Origin of the sequence: Capillibacterium thermochitinicola, from assembly GCF_013664685.1 — a bacterium.
Taxonomy (GTDB): domain Bacteria; phylum Bacillota; class UBA4882; order UBA10575; family UBA10575; genus Capillibacterium; species Capillibacterium thermochitinicola.
Genome location: NZ_JAAKDE010000010.1, coordinates 1 through 14,911 on the forward strand (window position 1 = coordinate 1; position 14,911 = coordinate 14,911).

General features: G+C 52.8%; 13 protein-coding genes. 12 read left to right on the forward strand and 1 reads right to left on the reverse strand.

Annotation, left to right across the window (positions count from 1 at the left end; translation table 11 throughout):
- Both G5B42_RS05140 and G5B42_RS05145 read left to right on the forward strand, forming a co-directional pair.
- Nucleotides 1–1,306, forward strand: a 1,306-nt coding sequence (locus tag G5B42_RS05140) for a xylulokinase (protein ID WP_181339386.1), incomplete at its 5' end; no start/stop codon positions are given.
- A gap of 154 nt (nucleotides 1,307–1,460) precedes the next feature.
- Nucleotides 1,461–2,156, forward strand: a complete 696-nt coding sequence (locus tag G5B42_RS05145) for an L-ribulose-5-phosphate 4-epimerase (RefSeq protein WP_181339387.1) — start codon at nucleotides 1,461–1,463, stop codon at nucleotides 2,154–2,156.
- Nucleotides 2,157–2,457: 301 nt separating this feature from the next.
- Here the strand turns inward: G5B42_RS05145 and G5B42_RS05150 are convergent, their stop codons facing one another.
- Nucleotides 2,458–3,372 carry an AEC family transporter gene (locus G5B42_RS05150; RefSeq protein ID WP_181339388.1) on the reverse strand — a complete coding sequence of 305 codons (915 nt, stop codon included), beginning with the start codon at nucleotides 3,370–3,372 and terminating at the stop codon, nucleotides 2,458–2,460.
- A 405-nt stretch (nucleotides 3,373–3,777) separates the two neighbouring features.
- Between G5B42_RS05150 and G5B42_RS05155 the strand changes: the two genes are divergently transcribed.
- The 10 genes from G5B42_RS05155 to G5B42_RS05200 all read left to right on the forward strand — a co-directional run bounded on the left by G5B42_RS05155 (nucleotide 3,778) and on the right by G5B42_RS05200 (nucleotide 14,903).
- A complete protein-coding gene (locus G5B42_RS05155) occupies nucleotides 3,778–4,389 on the forward strand; it encodes a TetR/AcrR family transcriptional regulator (protein WP_181339389.1) in 612 nt (203 codons plus the stop codon).
- Nucleotides 4,390–4,425: 36 nt separating this feature from the next.
- Complete coding sequence (locus tag G5B42_RS05160; RefSeq protein ID WP_181339390.1) at nucleotides 4,426–5,133, forward strand: ABC transporter ATP-binding protein; 708 nt, start codon at nucleotides 4,426–4,428, stop codon at nucleotides 5,131–5,133.
- Entirely contained in the window at nucleotides 5,117–6,367 is a 1,251-nt protein-coding gene (locus tag G5B42_RS05165; RefSeq protein ID WP_231133254.1) for an ABC transporter permease, read from the forward strand. The genes G5B42_RS05160 and G5B42_RS05165 overlap by 17 nt, the downstream gene beginning before the upstream one ends.
- Before the next feature lie 12 nt (nucleotides 6,368–6,379).
- Nucleotides 6,380–7,642, forward strand: a complete 1,263-nt coding sequence (locus G5B42_RS05170; protein ID WP_181339391.1) for an ABC transporter permease — start codon at nucleotides 6,380–6,382, stop codon at nucleotides 7,640–7,642.
- 33 nt (nucleotides 7,643–7,675) lie between these two features.
- A complete protein-coding gene (locus G5B42_RS05175; protein WP_181339392.1) occupies nucleotides 7,676–8,419 on the forward strand; it encodes an outer membrane lipoprotein-sorting protein in 744 nt (247 codons plus the stop codon).
- A gap of 65 nt (nucleotides 8,420–8,484) precedes the next feature.
- Complete coding sequence (locus tag G5B42_RS05180; protein ID WP_181339393.1) at nucleotides 8,485–9,588, forward strand: hypothetical protein; 1,104 nt, start codon at nucleotides 8,485–8,487, stop codon at nucleotides 9,586–9,588.
- Nucleotides 9,589–10,089: 501 nt separating this feature from the next.
- A complete protein-coding gene (locus G5B42_RS05185) occupies nucleotides 10,090–11,085 on the forward strand; it encodes a substrate-binding domain-containing protein (RefSeq protein ID WP_181339394.1) in 996 nt (331 codons plus the stop codon).
- Between the two features lie 117 nt (nucleotides 11,086–11,202).
- Nucleotides 11,203–12,681, forward strand: a complete 1,479-nt coding sequence (locus tag G5B42_RS05190; protein ID WP_407926903.1) for a sugar ABC transporter ATP-binding protein — start codon at nucleotides 11,203–11,205, stop codon at nucleotides 12,679–12,681.
- A gap of 1 nt (nucleotide 12,682) precedes the next feature.
- A complete protein-coding gene (locus G5B42_RS05195) occupies nucleotides 12,683–13,801 on the forward strand; it encodes an ABC transporter permease (protein ID WP_181339396.1) in 1,119 nt (372 codons plus the stop codon).
- A gap of 1 nt (nucleotide 13,802) precedes the next feature.
- Nucleotides 13,803–14,903 (forward strand): ABC transporter permease, encoded by a 1,101-nt coding sequence (locus tag G5B42_RS05200; protein ID WP_181339397.1) that lies wholly within the window; start codon nucleotides 13,803–13,805, stop codon nucleotides 14,901–14,903.
- The last annotated feature ends 8 nt before the right edge of the window (nucleotides 14,904–14,911 follow it).

Consider the following 14,911-nt stretch of genomic DNA (forward strand, 5'->3'; position numbering starts at 1 on the left):
TCTTGTTTTTGACAAAAACGATCAACTGTTGGTTCCTTTTCGTACCTGGCGCAATACCATCACCGGTCAAGCGGCTGAGCTTTTAAGGAAAGAATTCAACTTCAACATCCCCCAACGCTGGAGTATCGCCCATCTTTATCAGGCGATTCTCAACGGTGAAGAGCATGTCAAAGACATTGCCTTCATGACGACGCTGGCCGGTTATGTGCACTGGCAGCTGACCGGGGAAAAAGTGCTGGGGGTGGGGGATGCTTCCGGGATGTTCCCTATCGACAGCAGTTTAAATGATTACAACCCCCGGATGATCCGCCAATTTGAACAGCTGATTGCCGGTTACAACTACAGTTGGAAACTGGAGAATATTCTGCCCGAAGTGCTGGTGGCGGGGGATCATGCCGGTTACTTGAGTGTAAAGGGGGCAAAACTGCTTGACCCGACCGGCACCCTGCAACCGGGAATTCCCCTGTGTCCGCCGGAAGGTGACGCCGGTACCGGGATGGTGGCCACCAACAGTGTCGCCCCACGCACCGGTAATGTTTCGGCGGGGACATCCATCTTTGCCATGATCGTGTTGGAAAAAGAATTATCAAAGGTCCATCCGGAAATTGACCTAGTAACCACGCCGACCGGTAAGCCGGTGGCCATGGTGCATTGCAACAACTGCTCTTCCGATCTTGACGACTGGGTAGCAATCTTTGCGGAGCTTTTGGAAAACATGGGGCGCAAACCGGCTAAAGATGAACTTTATTCTATGTTGTATAACAAGGCGTTATCGGCGGACCCGGACGGCGGCAACCTCCTGGCCTATAACTATGTCTCCGGTGAACATATCACCGGGTTTACCGAAGGACGTCCTTTGTTTGTCCGTACCCAGAACAGCAATTTTACCTTGGGCAACTTTATGCGCACCCTGCTCTTTTCAGCAATGGGCACTTTAAGGATCGGCATGGATATCTTGACCCGGGACGAGCAAGTAGGTTTAGATAAGCTTTTGGGACATGGCGGTCTCTTCAAGACAAAGGGTGTCGCCCAGCGGTTAATGGCCGGTGCCCTAAACGTGCCGGTTGCGGTGATGGAGTCCGCCGGGGAAGGCGGTGCCTGGGGCATTGCCCTTTTGGCAGCCTATATGAAAAATAAAACAAAAGACGAGACCCTTGAGGACTATCTTGACCAAAGAGTATTTGCCAACGAAAAAGTAAGCATCATAGCGCCCCAGGCGGAAGAGATCGAAGGTTTTAATCTGTTTTTCCGGCGGTATAAGGACGGTCTCAATATTGAAAAGGCCGCGGTTGAACATTTTACATGAAGACCATGGCCTCTGAGGGAGCGGCGGAGTCCGGACGCGGTCAGTGATTCCGCCGCGACCGCCGGAATTTATTCTCCGGCCTGGCCAAGGTTCTGGCGCCAGGCCGGTTTGGGGAAAGCGACGGGCGTTTTTGAGCAGCGCAGGAGGTATTTTTATGCTTGCCGCATTAAAAGAAAAAGTGCTGGCCGCTAATCTTGAATTGAAAAACCGGAATCTGATCATTTACACTTGGGGCAATGTCAGCGGGATCGACCGGGAAAAGGGGCTGGTCGTCATCAAACCCAGCGGCGTGCCGTATGAAGATTTACGGGTTGAGCATATGGTGGTGGTGGACCTCTACGGGAAAGTGGTGGAGGGGAACCTGAAACCCTCGTCCGATACACCGACCCACCTGTACCTTTACCAGAACTTCCCGGAAATTGGGGGCGTGGTCCACACCCATTCGCCCTGGGCCACTGCGTGGGCGCAAGCCCAAAAGGGGATTCCCTGCCTGGGGACGACCCATGCCGATTATTTTTACGGCGAAGTGCCCTGTACCCGACCGCTGATGCCGGCGGAGATTAAGGATGAATACGAATTGAACACCGGGAAAGTGATTGTCGAGCGGTTTGCCGGCCTTAACTATCTGGATTTTCCCGGAGTACTGGTTGCCAACCACGGTCCCTTTACATGGGGGAAGGATCCGGCGGCCGCGGTCCACAATAGCGTGGTTTTGGAAGAGATCGCGAAGATTGCTTTCCTTACCAAAGCGCTGGATGGAAATGCTTTGGCTATCAGCCAGGAACTTCTCGACAAACATTATCGCCGCAAGCATGGCGCCGGGGCGTATTACGGGCAAGCGATAACCTGATTCCCCCATCTTTTTTTTCCCTCTTCTCTTCTCCTCCCGTTTTTCCTGCCTCACCTCTTTCCCCTCCTTTTCCTGCTAAAATTAATGCCTGGTTTTAATTTACCCGGTTAGTCGGCAGCAGGCTTTACGCATCTAAAGTAAAAAAAATGCTCTGAATATTGATCTCAAAGAAGGAAATTCCAAAAAAACCCGGATACCGTAGTCATGGAGACATCCACCGGTTTCAAACGCTCTTTAATGTTTGGCATCTTGTTTCTCCGGCGGTAATTTAATCGATTAAATTATTCGCCACGGATACGGATTATTTATTTAACAGAAAGGCAAAGAGCGGGAGGGTGATCACGGATAAAACCGTGGAGAGGAGGACCAGGCGGGCGGATAAACGGGTATCCCCATCGTATCTGGCCGCAATAGGGGTGGTTAAGGCGGCGGCCGGGGTGGCGGTGATCAGAACACAGATCCCTTGTAAAAGCGGGGGAAAGTTCAACAGGCGGGTGGCGGCAAGCGCCAGAAACGGCATGAGCAGCAGGCGGATAAAGGAACCGTAATAGACGGCCCAACCGGAGAACAGTTCGCCCGGTCTGACCTCGGTCAAGGTCGCGCCAACCAGGAGCATGGACAGGGGGGTGGTCATTGAGCCGACCATTTCCATGGCGGCGTAGACCGGTCCCGGAAGCTTGACCGGAAGGAGAAAAGAGAGCAGGCCGAGGACGACCGCGATGAGATTGGGGTTGGTCATAACATTCTTCCATGAAGACTGATCCGGCTTGCCACTGAAGATGCGAATGCCGACGGTCCAAACGAAAAGATTGAAGACCATTACATAAAAGGAACCGTAAAAAACGCCGCTTTTGCCGTAAACACTTTGCAGGAGGGGAAAGCCCATAAAACCGCAGTTGGAGAAGATGGTGGTAAAACGGAGGACGCGCTTGACCGCTTCCGGCTGGCGGTTGAAGATGACCAGGCCAAGGAGGAGGGCAAAGAGATGGACCCCGGCAGCAAAGGCAAAAACTTGACCGGCCCCGAGAAGGACCGTGCGGGAGTACTCCAATTGAAAGGAGGTGAAGATGGTTAACGGGCAGGTGACATTCAGCAACAGACGGGTTAGTTCCCTGGTTGCTTCCGGGGACAGCACGTCCTTTTTCCGGGTGATGAAACCGATGCCTATGATTAAAAAGAGGATGAGAACTTGGTTAACGACTACATAGTTGTTCATCTTTCCTACTCCTTGTGTGTTCTTCGGCCGATCTCCGATCTGCCGGTGCTTCTTTGGACAATTATTTAAAAGATTGCTTGCATATTGTTGATTTCTTTTAAAAAATCACTTGCTTACTGCTAATATCTATTCTATCATGCCGGCCGCAAAAAGAAAGTAACATTCTGTTTAGCAAAACGTCTAGTACCCCGCCTTCCATTCGTGCTTGGTTGCGCATGGAGAATGATTTTTCCGCTCTTTTACGATTATGCTTGCCCCTGCTGGCTTTATGGGGTACAATATGAATGTAGGTTCATATGAATGTGAACTCACATTCATAAATAAAATCAGATTGTCATTGACCCTGAATTTGGCGGAACGACGATCATACATAATTGTTGATTGGCGGACGAAAGGGAGGATTCGATGCCGAAGGATACTTTTTTCAACCTACCAAAAGAGAAGCAGGAACGGATCATTGAAGCGGCCATCGACGAGTTTGCCACCCATCCTTTTCACCAGGCGCGGGTGACGGTCATCGCGGAACAGGCGGGGATTGCCGTCGGCAGTTTTTACCAATATTTTGAGGATAAAAAGGATCTCTATAAATACCTGATGGGATTGCTAGTGGAGAAGAAATTATCGTATATCAACAGTGACATGGTAAAAAACAAGGACAAATATGATTTTTTCCAGCTCTTACGGGAGGTTTATTTAAGTGGGTTCCGCTTTGCGAAAGAAAACCCGCGTTTACTCCCGATCGGGCTGATGCTGGCGAACGACAAAGAACTCTACCGGGAGATCTTCGGTGAATATGAAGACCAGAGCGCCGAATTTTTCCAGCAACTGCTGGAATACGGACAGGTGCAAGGGGCGATTGACCCGGCGATCAACCCAAAGATCATGGGGAAGATGCTGACGGGAATGCTTTACTCCTTGACTGATTTTATTATGGAAGACGGGAAGTTTGATCTGGATGACATGAAGATTATCGACCAGATGCTTTATTTCATCGAGAACGGACTGCGGAAGAAGTGACGAGTGGCGAGTAATATAAACAAGGAGGTAGGCACGATGGCTTTATTGGAACTCAAGGGGTTGAAAAAAGTTTACGACCAGGGGAAGATTGAGGTCCCGGCGCTCAGGGGGGTCGATCTCACGGTGGAGAAAGGGGAATTCACGACGATCTTTGGGCCCTCCGGTTCCGGGAAGACCACGCTCTTGAATTTGGTGGGTTGTCTGGACACCCCAACCGCCGGGACAATTTTGTTTGACGGTCAAAGCTTGGCGGAGCTGGACAAAAAAGAACTGGCCATGATTCGCCGTCATCATATCGGCTTCATCTTCCAAAGTTATAACCTGATTCCGGTCTTGACCGCCTACGAAAATGTGGAGTTTGCCATCCGGTTGGTCAATAAATACGACAAGCGGGAGATCCGCGACCGGGTGCTGGGTATCCTGAGGGCGGTGGGACTGGAGGGTTTGGAGAACCGGAAACCCAATGAGTTGTCGGGCGGACAGAAACAGCGGGTGGCGATTGCCCGGGCTTTGGTTAAAGAACCCAAACTGGTCCTGGCCGACGAACCCTCGGCCAACCTGGACTCAAAAACCAGCGAGGAAGTGCTGGCCGTGATGGCCAAGATGAACCGGGAACTGGGGACGACCTTTATCTTTTCCACCCATGATCCGCTGGTGATGGCTTACGCCCGCCGTTTAATTGAGATCCGGGACGGGTTGATTGCGAAGGACCAAAGGAGGGAGCAGGATGCTGTTCTTAACTAGGCTGGCCTTTAAGAATCTGACCCGGCACCGGAACCGGACGGTTATTACCTCGATCATTATTGCGTTTGCCGTTTTAACGTATATTTTGTATGATTCATTAATCGGCGGAATGAGTGAGATGTCCTACGCCACCATCCTTGATTACGAAGCCGGCCATCTGCAAGTGGTCACCGACGCCTACTGGCAGGCCGAAAAGGAAGAAAAGGAGCTGCCCCTGGAACACCTCCTTATGTTAGATGATGAGTTGGACCGTGAAATTCAAGGGGTGGAAGGTTTTGTAGCAGCCGCACCAGAGTTGCATTTCTTCGCCCGGCTTAGTAATGGCCTGGATGAACTGCCGGTGCTTGCCAAAGGGATTGATCCGGAAGCAATGCGCGGTGTTTTTGCCCTGGAGAAGCAATTTGTCGAGGGTTCCATGTTTGCCCTGGACGAAGCCAAGGCGGTTATGGGGAAAAGACTGGCCGACCTGATGGAGCTGACCGTAGGGGATTACATAACTTTACTGGTCAAAGACAAAGCGGGACACTTCAATACAATCGAAGCCGAGATTGCCGGTCTGGTGCACACCAGCAACCCCAACGTCAATCAGAACATCATTTATCTCCCTTTACCGCTGGTGGCACAAAGACTCAATGTTGGCGGTGGGGTCAGCAAGGTGATGATCCGTCTGGAGAATAAGGAGACGGCGCCAAAGCGCGCCGCCGAACTGGCCGGCCGCATAAAAAAGATCGATGGTCGTCTGGCCGTCTACCCTTGGCAGGAGCTGGAGGCCGTCACCTTTATCGGGGCGGCTGAACTGGAGAAACGGGTGATCTTCGCGATTATTTTGTTGATCGGCGCGATTGCCATCATAAACACGGTTATTTTGGCTGCTTTGGAACGGATGGGCGAGATTGGGATGATGAAGGCGTTGGGGCTCCAGAACAAAGAAGTGGTCTTTACTTTTGTTTTGGAATCAACCGGGATCGGGATCCTTGGTGGAGTAGCAGGCATTATGATGGGTATGACCGGTGTCGGGCTACTTGCCAAGTATGGTGTGGACTTTGGCGGCATGGTCGGCTTGGACATTACGACCTTTGGCATGCCGATTATCGGGAAAATATACGGGGTATGGAATCCGGCCGCTTTTGTCCGGGTCTTCCTTTTCGTGGTGCTGACTTCGCTTCTGGCCAGTATCTTACCGGCCTACTGGGCGGCGGATAAGGATCCGGTTAAGACGATTTATCATCGGTAAGGGGGTGTGGTCGTGGGCTATCTGGTGAAAATTGCCTTTAAGAATATGTTCCGGAGCAAACTGCGGACCCTGGTTTCGATTGCCGCGATTGCGTTCGGGGTGATGATTGTTGTTTTTGCCCGCGGTCTTATTGTGGGGATGGTCGACAAAGTCTTTGCCGATCACATTTATTACAATTCCGGTCATATCAAGATCATTGACCGGGACTACCAAAAACGGGAACGCCTCCTGACCTTAAGTTACCCGGTGGACGGCCTGGCCGGCCGGGGGGTGTCGGAGATGTGCGGGGCACTGGCGGCTCTCGATCAGGTGGAGATGGTGATCCCCCGGCTGAAATTCGGTGCGCTGGTCAGTACCGGTGATCAATTGGTCAGTATGAGCGGCTGGGGGGTCAACCCCGCTCAAGAACTGGCTTTTACCGATCTTGAAGACAAACTGGTCGAGGGACGGATGGTACGCCCCGGGGAGCAGGCTGTGGTGATGGGAACCGCTCTCCTGAATAAGATCGGCCGGCGGGTGGGGGATAAGGTAACCATTGTCTTCAATACGGCTTTCGGCTCCCTCAAAGGGATTACGTTCGAGATTGTCGGCCGGCTTGAAAGCGGGTTAAAGCTCCTCAACGAGATGGTCTTTTATTTGCCCCTGGACCAGGCACAAAGACTTTTGGAGATGGAAGACCAAGCGACCGAGCTTTTGCTGGTGACGAAGGATCCCAAACTGGTTCCTCAGGTCCTGCCGGCGGTGAAAACCTTCCTGGCCGAGGCGGGGGAAGCCGACCGCTATCTGGCCTTGAGTTACCGGGAGACCAGTGATTTGATTCCTTTGATGGATCTCTCGGAGATCATCTTTAACTATATCTATCTCATCCTGGTTCTGCTCTCTTGTATTGTGGTGATCAACACCATGATTATGATCATCAGGGAACGGACGAAAGAGATCGGGATGATGACCGCCCTGGGGTTGGAAGGAAAGAACATTCTGCAACTTTTTGTGATTGAAGGCGCATTCATGGGGATCGCCGGCAGTCTGGTGGGGGCGGTCCTTGGCCATCTGCTGACGGCCTATTTGGGGAAGGTCGGTTTTGATTACGGGGAGGCTTTATCCGGGATGGAGGCGGAGGTGCTCTTTGATACCATGTTCTATCCGGTGGCCTCGGTCGGGAACACCGTCTTCGCCTTTGTGCTGGGCGTGATCGTGGTCACCATTGCTTGCCTGTTCCCGGCCCGGCGGGCGGCCCGTCTCCAGCCTACGGAAGCCATGCGGGAAGTGCAGTAAGACTTTATTATCATGGGAAGGGAGTTAAGGCTGATGAAAAAACTGATTTATCTGGTGGTTGGTGTCGCGCTCCTTTCGATCTTTACCCCGACGGTTTTGGGTGCGTTGACCGCGGAAGAGATCATCAAACGGCGGGATGCTAACGAACATTTTGAGACCGCGCAGGTCGAAGCGGAGATGATCATCATCAACCGGAACCGGCGGCTTGTCAAAACCATGACCTCTTATGCCCAGGGCGATAATGGTTTGGTTGTTTTTACCAATCCGGGAGACCGGGGGACCAAGTTCTTAAAACGCGGTGATGAGTTGTGGATGTTCTTCCCGGAGGCGGAAGATCTGGTCAAGATCTCCGGGCACATGTTGAACCAAGGGATCATGGGCAGTGATTTTTCCTACCAGGATGTGATGGAATCGGATAAGCTGACTGACTTATATAACTTTGAATTGATCGGTGAAGAAGTGGTCGACGGGCGTCCTTGTTATGTCTTGGAGGGTACGGCGGTGGAAGGGAAAGAGGTCTCCTACTACCGGCGAAAATCCTGGGTGGACAAAGAGCGGTTTGTCGGGCTTAAAGAGGAGTTATACGCGCGGAGCGGGCGCCTGCTGAAAGTGATGACGGTCACGAAGGTCGCGGAGATTGCCGGCCGCTGGTATCCGGTGGAGTCGGTGATGGAGGACAAACTGCGGCGTGATACCAGGACCGAATTTATCATCAAGGCGATTGAGTTCAACCCGCAGATCCCGGCGGGGACCTTTACCCTGGAGAATTTGCGGTAGGGATTGTCAGCGGCTTGCTTTAATACGAGTGACGAGCGACCAGCGACGAGAGGGAGGTTTCTCCGGTGCGTAAGTTTGCAGTAGTTTTGTTTCTTGTCCTATGCGGAATCCTGGCGGCGACCCCGGTCTGGGCGGTTGAGGCCGGGGGTAGGGTTAAGTTTGCTTACAGTGGAACCTGGGTTGAAAACGGGGACTTTAGCGATGAACTAAACGATCATTTGGATCTGGAGCTTTATCTGCCCCCGGTGGGGAAGACGGAGCTTAGTTACGCCTTCCGGGTTGGAGCACCCTTCCAGGGTTTGCTGGCCGGTGAAGAGGCTACCTATTTCACGAAAAAACTCTACTTGAAGCACCGTTTTTCCCGCTTTCATTTGACGGTCGGCCGGCAACCGGTCTCCTGGTCCTTCGGGTCGATGCTGAACCCGGTCGACTACACTATTGGGGCCGAGGCTTTGGAAACGGAGAATCAGAGTAAATATACGGATGCGGTGGAAGCCTATCTTCCACTGAACTGGAATTCCGGCCTGGCGCTGGTCGCCTCCTTTCCCACCGGTTTTGATTTGGAGACGGAAAAGATGAAATGGGGGGTCAGAGGCCGGTTTGGGGTAAAGGGTTACGATCTGACCATCAATTATGTGCAGGAACCGGAAACGGCAGGACCCGGCGGACATGGGCAAGGATGGCCCGGTTTGCCCCCTTTTCCCCGGCAACGGGTCGGCCTTACTTTTAAGGGTGACCTAGGGCCAATTGGGGTGTACGGTGCCTACGGCCGTTATTTTGGCGGGGAGCCGGCGCAGAGCAATAGCTATCTATTGGGTGTCGATTACAGCTATAATGTAGACTATTATCGTAAGCTGACCATGCAGTTGGAATATTTAGGTCTTGACGGTGGTAATCTGGCGCAACTGCTCGGTCCGTTGATTATGATGGGAAGCGGGAAGGAAAGAACTAATCTTTTAACCGGCACCCTCGCCTACCCGATCGATGATTTCTCTGTATTCTCCTTAACTGCCATCGCTAGTTTAGGTGGGGATAAGTATTTGGTCATGCCAAGTTACCAAAATACGCTCCCCGGGAATATTGATTTAGATTTAAATTGCGAATTTTATCTAAGGGAGAGCAAACTGGAATCAACTTCAATCGCCGTGGGGTTAAGTTATTCGTTTTGAGGGAATTTATACCCGGTGGGTGGTATCTCGCCCTTTGGCACCCACTGGGAAATGCCTGTGTACATGGAAGCAACAATTTTGGCTCTATCAAAATGGGTTTAGAACGAAATGGGATAATATAAAAAACACGAAATCCGGCCGGGATGACCCGGCCGGATTTTTGTGTGCGTTGGTCTTCAAAGTCAGAATACTAATCATTATTTTTTTGTGATTTTTTGGTTTTAAATAAGCTGAAGAAGAGCTGAGCGGCTTGGATATTGGAGAGGCCAAAATTATTATAGCATAATCAAAAAAACTCTATTCTATTTGAAGGGTCCATTTTCTATATTAATAACAGATTAATACTTAGAGGCAACCAGTGGGATGGCAAAGGCAGTTTAAAAAAGGAGAGAAAAAGGGGGTATACACGGGCCAGATCAACGAAACATGAAAGGTAACTTTTGAAACATTGATTCAATGGGTTACCTTGTTTCGGTCTAAAAAGAAAGAGGAGGTTTAAGGATGAAAAGGTTAACAAAAATGGGATTGTTACTGTTGGTGGCTATTGTGGTTTTATCGACTGCGTGCGGGTTGACATTTGCCGCTACACAAAAACTGATTAAAGTCGGGATTGTCAATCTGCCACCGGAAGAATCCGGCTACCGTCAGGCCAACGTGGAAGACATGAACAAGGTCTTCTCACGGGAAAACGGCTATGACGCGAAACAGACCAACACCGCCGACAACAGCGAGCAGATCGCCGCGGCGAGAGGGTACATCCGTGACGGGGTGGACTACCTCCTGATCTCGGCCGCCAACGCCACCGGGTGGGACGATGTCCTGCAGTCGGCCAAAAGAGCGGGTGTCAAGGTTATTCTCTTTGACCGGCTCATTGATACGGATCCTTCGAACTATGAGGCCGCCCTTGTTTCCGATATGCATTATGAGGGTCAGCTGGCCACCGACTGGGTGTTGAAGAATGTGCCGAAACCGATCAAACTGGTCCTGATCCGTGGTCAACTGGGGAGCGCTGCGGAGATCGGGCGGAGCGCCCCGGTCCTCAAAGCGGCCCAGGAAGGCAAACTGGAGATCGTGGCCGATGGGACCGGCGGAGACACCTGGAGCCTCGAGGAAGCCCGGAAAGTGGTTGAAGCCGCGATTGCCGCCGGGAAAGATTTCAATGTCATCTATGCACAGAACGACGGTATGGCGCAAGGGGCCGTCCAGGCGCTCGAAGCGGCCGGGATCAGCCATGGGAAGAACGGCAAGGTCAAGATCATCGGGTTTGACTTTAACCGTTTTGCCCTCCGGAACGTCCAGGCCGGTTACTGGGATGCCGATGTCCAGTGCAATCCGCGGCAGGCCAGCCAGATCGATCAATGGATCAAGAGTGGCAATATCCCCAAGGGAATCGTCTATCAGCAGGAAATCATCCTCGACACCAACACGATCACCGATGAACACATCGAAAAATACGGGATCAATCCCGATCCGGGCAAGGGTGTAATCACCCGGTAGTATTTCCTGCAGGTAAGGCAGTGCGGTGCCCGGATTTTTCCGGGCCACCGCACTGCCGTTAATTTATGCGCGACCGGTAAAGGAGGTCTTTGCTTGCGGTCAGATATTCTACTCAAAATGGAGGGGATCAGCAAATCCTTTCCCGGGGTCAGAGCTCTCAATAATGTCGATTTCACCCTCCGCCGGGGTGAGATCCACGCCCTGATGGGCGAGAACGGAGCGGGCAAGTCCACCCTGATCAAGATTATCACCGGTGTTTACGAAAAAGATGCCGGCCAGATTCTGATCGAGGGCAGGCCGGTTCAGTTTAAATCGCCGCAAGATGCGCAGAACATGGGGATCGGGACGGTTTTCCAGGAGATTGCGCTGTGCCCCAATTTAACCGTGGCCGAGAATATGTTTATCGGCCGCAGCCGGGGCAATTTCGTTAAGTGGAAACAGATGAACGCCAAGGCGGCAGAGATGCTCAAATCCCTCGGGATCCCAGCGAGCCCGACCCAAGAACTTGCCAGTTGCTCAATTGCTGTCCAGCAAATGATCGCGATTGCCCGCGCCGTCGATATGGACTGCAAGATTCTTATCCTGGACGAGCCGACGTCGTCGCTGGACGAAGACGAAGTGCAGAAACTCTTCGCCCTCATGCGTGAGCTGAAGGCGCGGGGGGTCGGAATTATCTTCATTACCCACTTTATCGATCAGGTCTATGAGATCAGCGACCGGATTACGGTGCTCCGCAACGGCGAGTTAATCGGTGAATACGAAACCACGGCGCTTCCCCAAATCGAACTGATCTCAAAGATGATGGGGAAGGCGCTGAGTGACGTCGAGACAATCAAAAAACACGCGCCACCGAAGGCGGAGAACAATGTGCCGGTCTTCGAGGCGAAGGACCTGGCGAGCGCCGCCGGGGTCAAGCCCTTCAATTTTGCGATCCAAAAAGGCGAGGTAAACGGGTTTGCCGGGCTGCTCGGTTCGGGGCGGAGTGAAAGTGTACGCGCGATCTTTGCCGCCGACAGGGTGACCGGCGGGGAAGTCAAAATCAATGGCAATCGCGTAAAGATCAAAACGCCTCTGGATGCGATGAAGCAGGGCATCGGCTACCTGCCGGAGGATCGGAAGAGCGAGGGGATCATTGACGAGCTTTCCGTGCGGGACAATATTATCCTCGCCTTGCAAGTGATGAAGGGCTTTTTCAAGCCGCTCTCGCGGAAACAGGCGGAGGAGTTTGCCAACCAGTTTGTCGAGAAACTGGAGATTAAAACTCCCTCCCTGAACACGCCAATCAAATCGCTTTCCGGCGGTAACCAGCAGAAGGTAATTCTGGCCCGTTGGCTGCTCACCCACCCGATGTACCTGATCCTCGATGAACCGACGCGGGGTATCGATGTCGGGACCAAAGTGGAGATCCAAAAACTTGTGCTCAAACTGGCGGAAGAGGGAATGAGCCTGACCTTCATCTCGTCCGAAATTGACGAAATGCTGCGCGTCTGTTCGCGAATGATTGTGATGAAGGACCGGGAGATCATCGGCGAACTCAGTGGGATGAATCTGACGGAACAAGATGTGATGCAGATGATTGCGCAGGGAGGTAAATAAGATGCCAAAGTTAAAAGCACACTTTGATCGCTTGTCCCACCTCTTCCTTCCCCTCTCTGTCCTGGTGATCTTAATTCTGATTAATCTGGTCAAAGGTGCTGATTACTTTAAGATTACCATGGTCAACGGGGCCTTTTACGGGAACATCCCGAATATCCTTTTCGGCGCGGCGGAGTTGGTGATTCTGGCGATCGGGATGACCCTGGTGACGGCGGCCTCCCGCGGACAGGACATCAGCATCGGGGAGATTGGCGCGATTGCTTCCGCCATCTTCGTCCAGTACGTCTTGCGCGCCGGCAGTGCGGTCACTTTATGGACGATCCTGGTCGGTTTCCTCATCAGCTGCGTGGCCGGACTCCTCATCGGCGCCTTCAACGGCACCCTGGTCTCCTTCTTCGGGGTCCAGCCGATGGTGGCCACCCTCATTCTCTTTTTGGGCGGCCGGTCGATCGCCTTTATTATTGACGGGAAAGTCTCGCCGATCCTGGCGAACGAGATCTCGAACCGGATCGGCACCGTCATCCCGGGTGTGCCCATCCAGACGCCGATCATCCTGACCGCCGTCTTCATCGCCATCGTGGTCCTGGTCCTCAAGACCACCAATCTCCGGCTCTATGTGGAGGCGGTGGGGATTAACCCCAACGCGGCCCGCTTGAACGGAATTGACCCGAAGAAGATCATCTTCCTGACCTTTTTGATCATGGGTGTCTGTTCGGCGGTCGCCGGTTTCATTGCGGTGAACAAGGCGGGGCGGCACGACAGTGTCAATCTCCTCAAGTTCATCATGATGGACGCGATCCTCGCCGTTGCTTTAGGCGGAAATTCGCTGGGCGGCGGGAAGTTCAGCATTACCGGATCGATTATCGGCGCCTATACGATCGAGATTCTCAACAGGACACTGCTCCGGCTGGAAGTAAACCCCGAGGCGATTAAGGCCTTCAAGGCAGTCTTCATCATCATCCTTATGGTTATTGCCTCGCCGGTGGTGAGGGCGTTTGCCAGGAAGGTCTGGGACAAGGTGAAAACGTTCGTTACCGGCTTTTCCATGCGCAAGTCCGTTGGTCTCAACAAAACAGTGTTTTCGATGGCGGACAGAGCGGCCGGGAAGAAGGAGGAGTAAGATGGAAGCGCTGCGCACAACCAAACCGAAGGTAAGAATGTCGAATTCGACCCTGCTTTTCATCATTGCCGGGATTATCTTTCTCCTGATGTACGGGTTTGCCCTGATCAGTTTTCCAGGCAGTTTCCTGCAGTTTCAAACCTTCTTTGACTTATTCAACTTTAACGCGGCCCTTTTTATCGTTACCCTTGGGATGTGCATCGTCATGATTGCCGGGGGGATCGATATTTCCGTCGGCGCGGTCTGCGGCCTGGTCACCATGGCCTGTGCGATGCTGTTGCAATCGGGGGCGGGGGACGTTTGGGGAGCCTTGCTGCTCGCCTTGGGGATCGGGCTCGCTTTTGGGCTCATGCATGGCTATCTCATTGCCTATCTTGAAATCCAGCCCTTTATCATTACGCTGGCCGGGATGTTCTTGGCACAGGGGTTGCTCACGACCCTGCACAAAGATCCGCTCAACGTCACCAAGCCGGCTTTTGTCGCCCTGCGGAATTTCACCATCGAGATTCCTTGGCTCGGGACCGTAAACAGGCTGGGTGTTTTCATCCCGTGTGAAATCAAACCGGGCGTCTTCGTTGTCCTGGTCCTGGTGATTCTCTACGCCGTCCTCATGAAGTGGTCGCGTTTCGGACGCAATGTCTATGCGGTTGGCGGCAATATTCAGAGCGCCCGGATGCTCGGGATCAACGTCAAGAAAACGCTCTTCCTTTCCTATGTGATCTGCGGATTGACCGCCGGGATCGGGGGATTTGTCTTCCTGATGACCACCGGCGCCGGTAATATCGGCAACGGGGCATTGTTCGAAATCAAAGCAATTGCTGCGAATGTGATGGGCGGCATTCTGCTCAACGGCGGCGTGGGGAACTTGCTGGGCGCGCCAATCGGGACGCTGACCCTGCTGACCATCAATGAGCTGATCCGGGCGGCGGGAGTCCAATCGAACCTGCAAGCGATCGTCAGCGGGCTCTTGCTGTATCTCTTCATTGTCCTGCAAAGCATCGTGATGTCGTTACGGAGCGGGCGGAAATTCCGCCTTACGCTCCCTCCTTGGCTGAAACCGCACCGGTTGCCGGAAGAGAAAGAGGCCGGGAACCAAGGTTGACGGAAAGA

Bases quoted from the DNA above. Each gene is read 5' to 3' on its own strand.
- G5B42_RS05145 (WP_181339387.1), top strand. From the start codon at position 1,461: ATGCTTGCCGCATTAAAAGAAAAAGTGCTGGCCGCTAATCTTGAATTG.
- G5B42_RS05150 (WP_181339388.1), bottom strand. From the start codon at position 3,372: ATGAACAACTATGTAGTCGTTAACCAAGTTCTCATCCTCTTTTTAATC.
- G5B42_RS05155 (WP_181339389.1), top strand. From the start codon at position 3,778: ATGCCGAAGGATACTTTTTTCAACCTACCAAAAGAGAAGCAGGAACGG.
- G5B42_RS05160 (WP_181339390.1), top strand. From the start codon at position 4,426: ATGGCTTTATTGGAACTCAAGGGGTTGAAAAAAGTTTACGACCAGGGG.
- G5B42_RS05165 (WP_231133254.1), top strand. From the start codon at position 5,117: ATGCTGTTCTTAACTAGGCTGGCCTTTAAGAATCTGACCCGGCACCGG.
- G5B42_RS05175 (WP_181339392.1), top strand. From the start codon at position 7,676: ATGAAAAAACTGATTTATCTGGTGGTTGGTGTCGCGCTCCTTTCGATC.
- G5B42_RS05185 (WP_181339394.1), top strand. From the start codon at position 10,090: ATGAAAAGGTTAACAAAAATGGGATTGTTACTGTTGGTGGCTATTGTG.
- G5B42_RS05190 (WP_407926903.1), top strand. From the start codon at position 11,203: ATGGAGGGGATCAGCAAATCCTTTCCCGGGGTCAGAGCTCTCAATAAT.
- G5B42_RS05195 (WP_181339396.1), top strand. From the start codon at position 12,683: ATGCCAAAGTTAAAAGCACACTTTGATCGCTTGTCCCACCTCTTCCTT.
- G5B42_RS05200 (WP_181339397.1), top strand. From the start codon at position 13,803: ATGGAAGCGCTGCGCACAACCAAACCGAAGGTAAGAATGTCGAATTCG.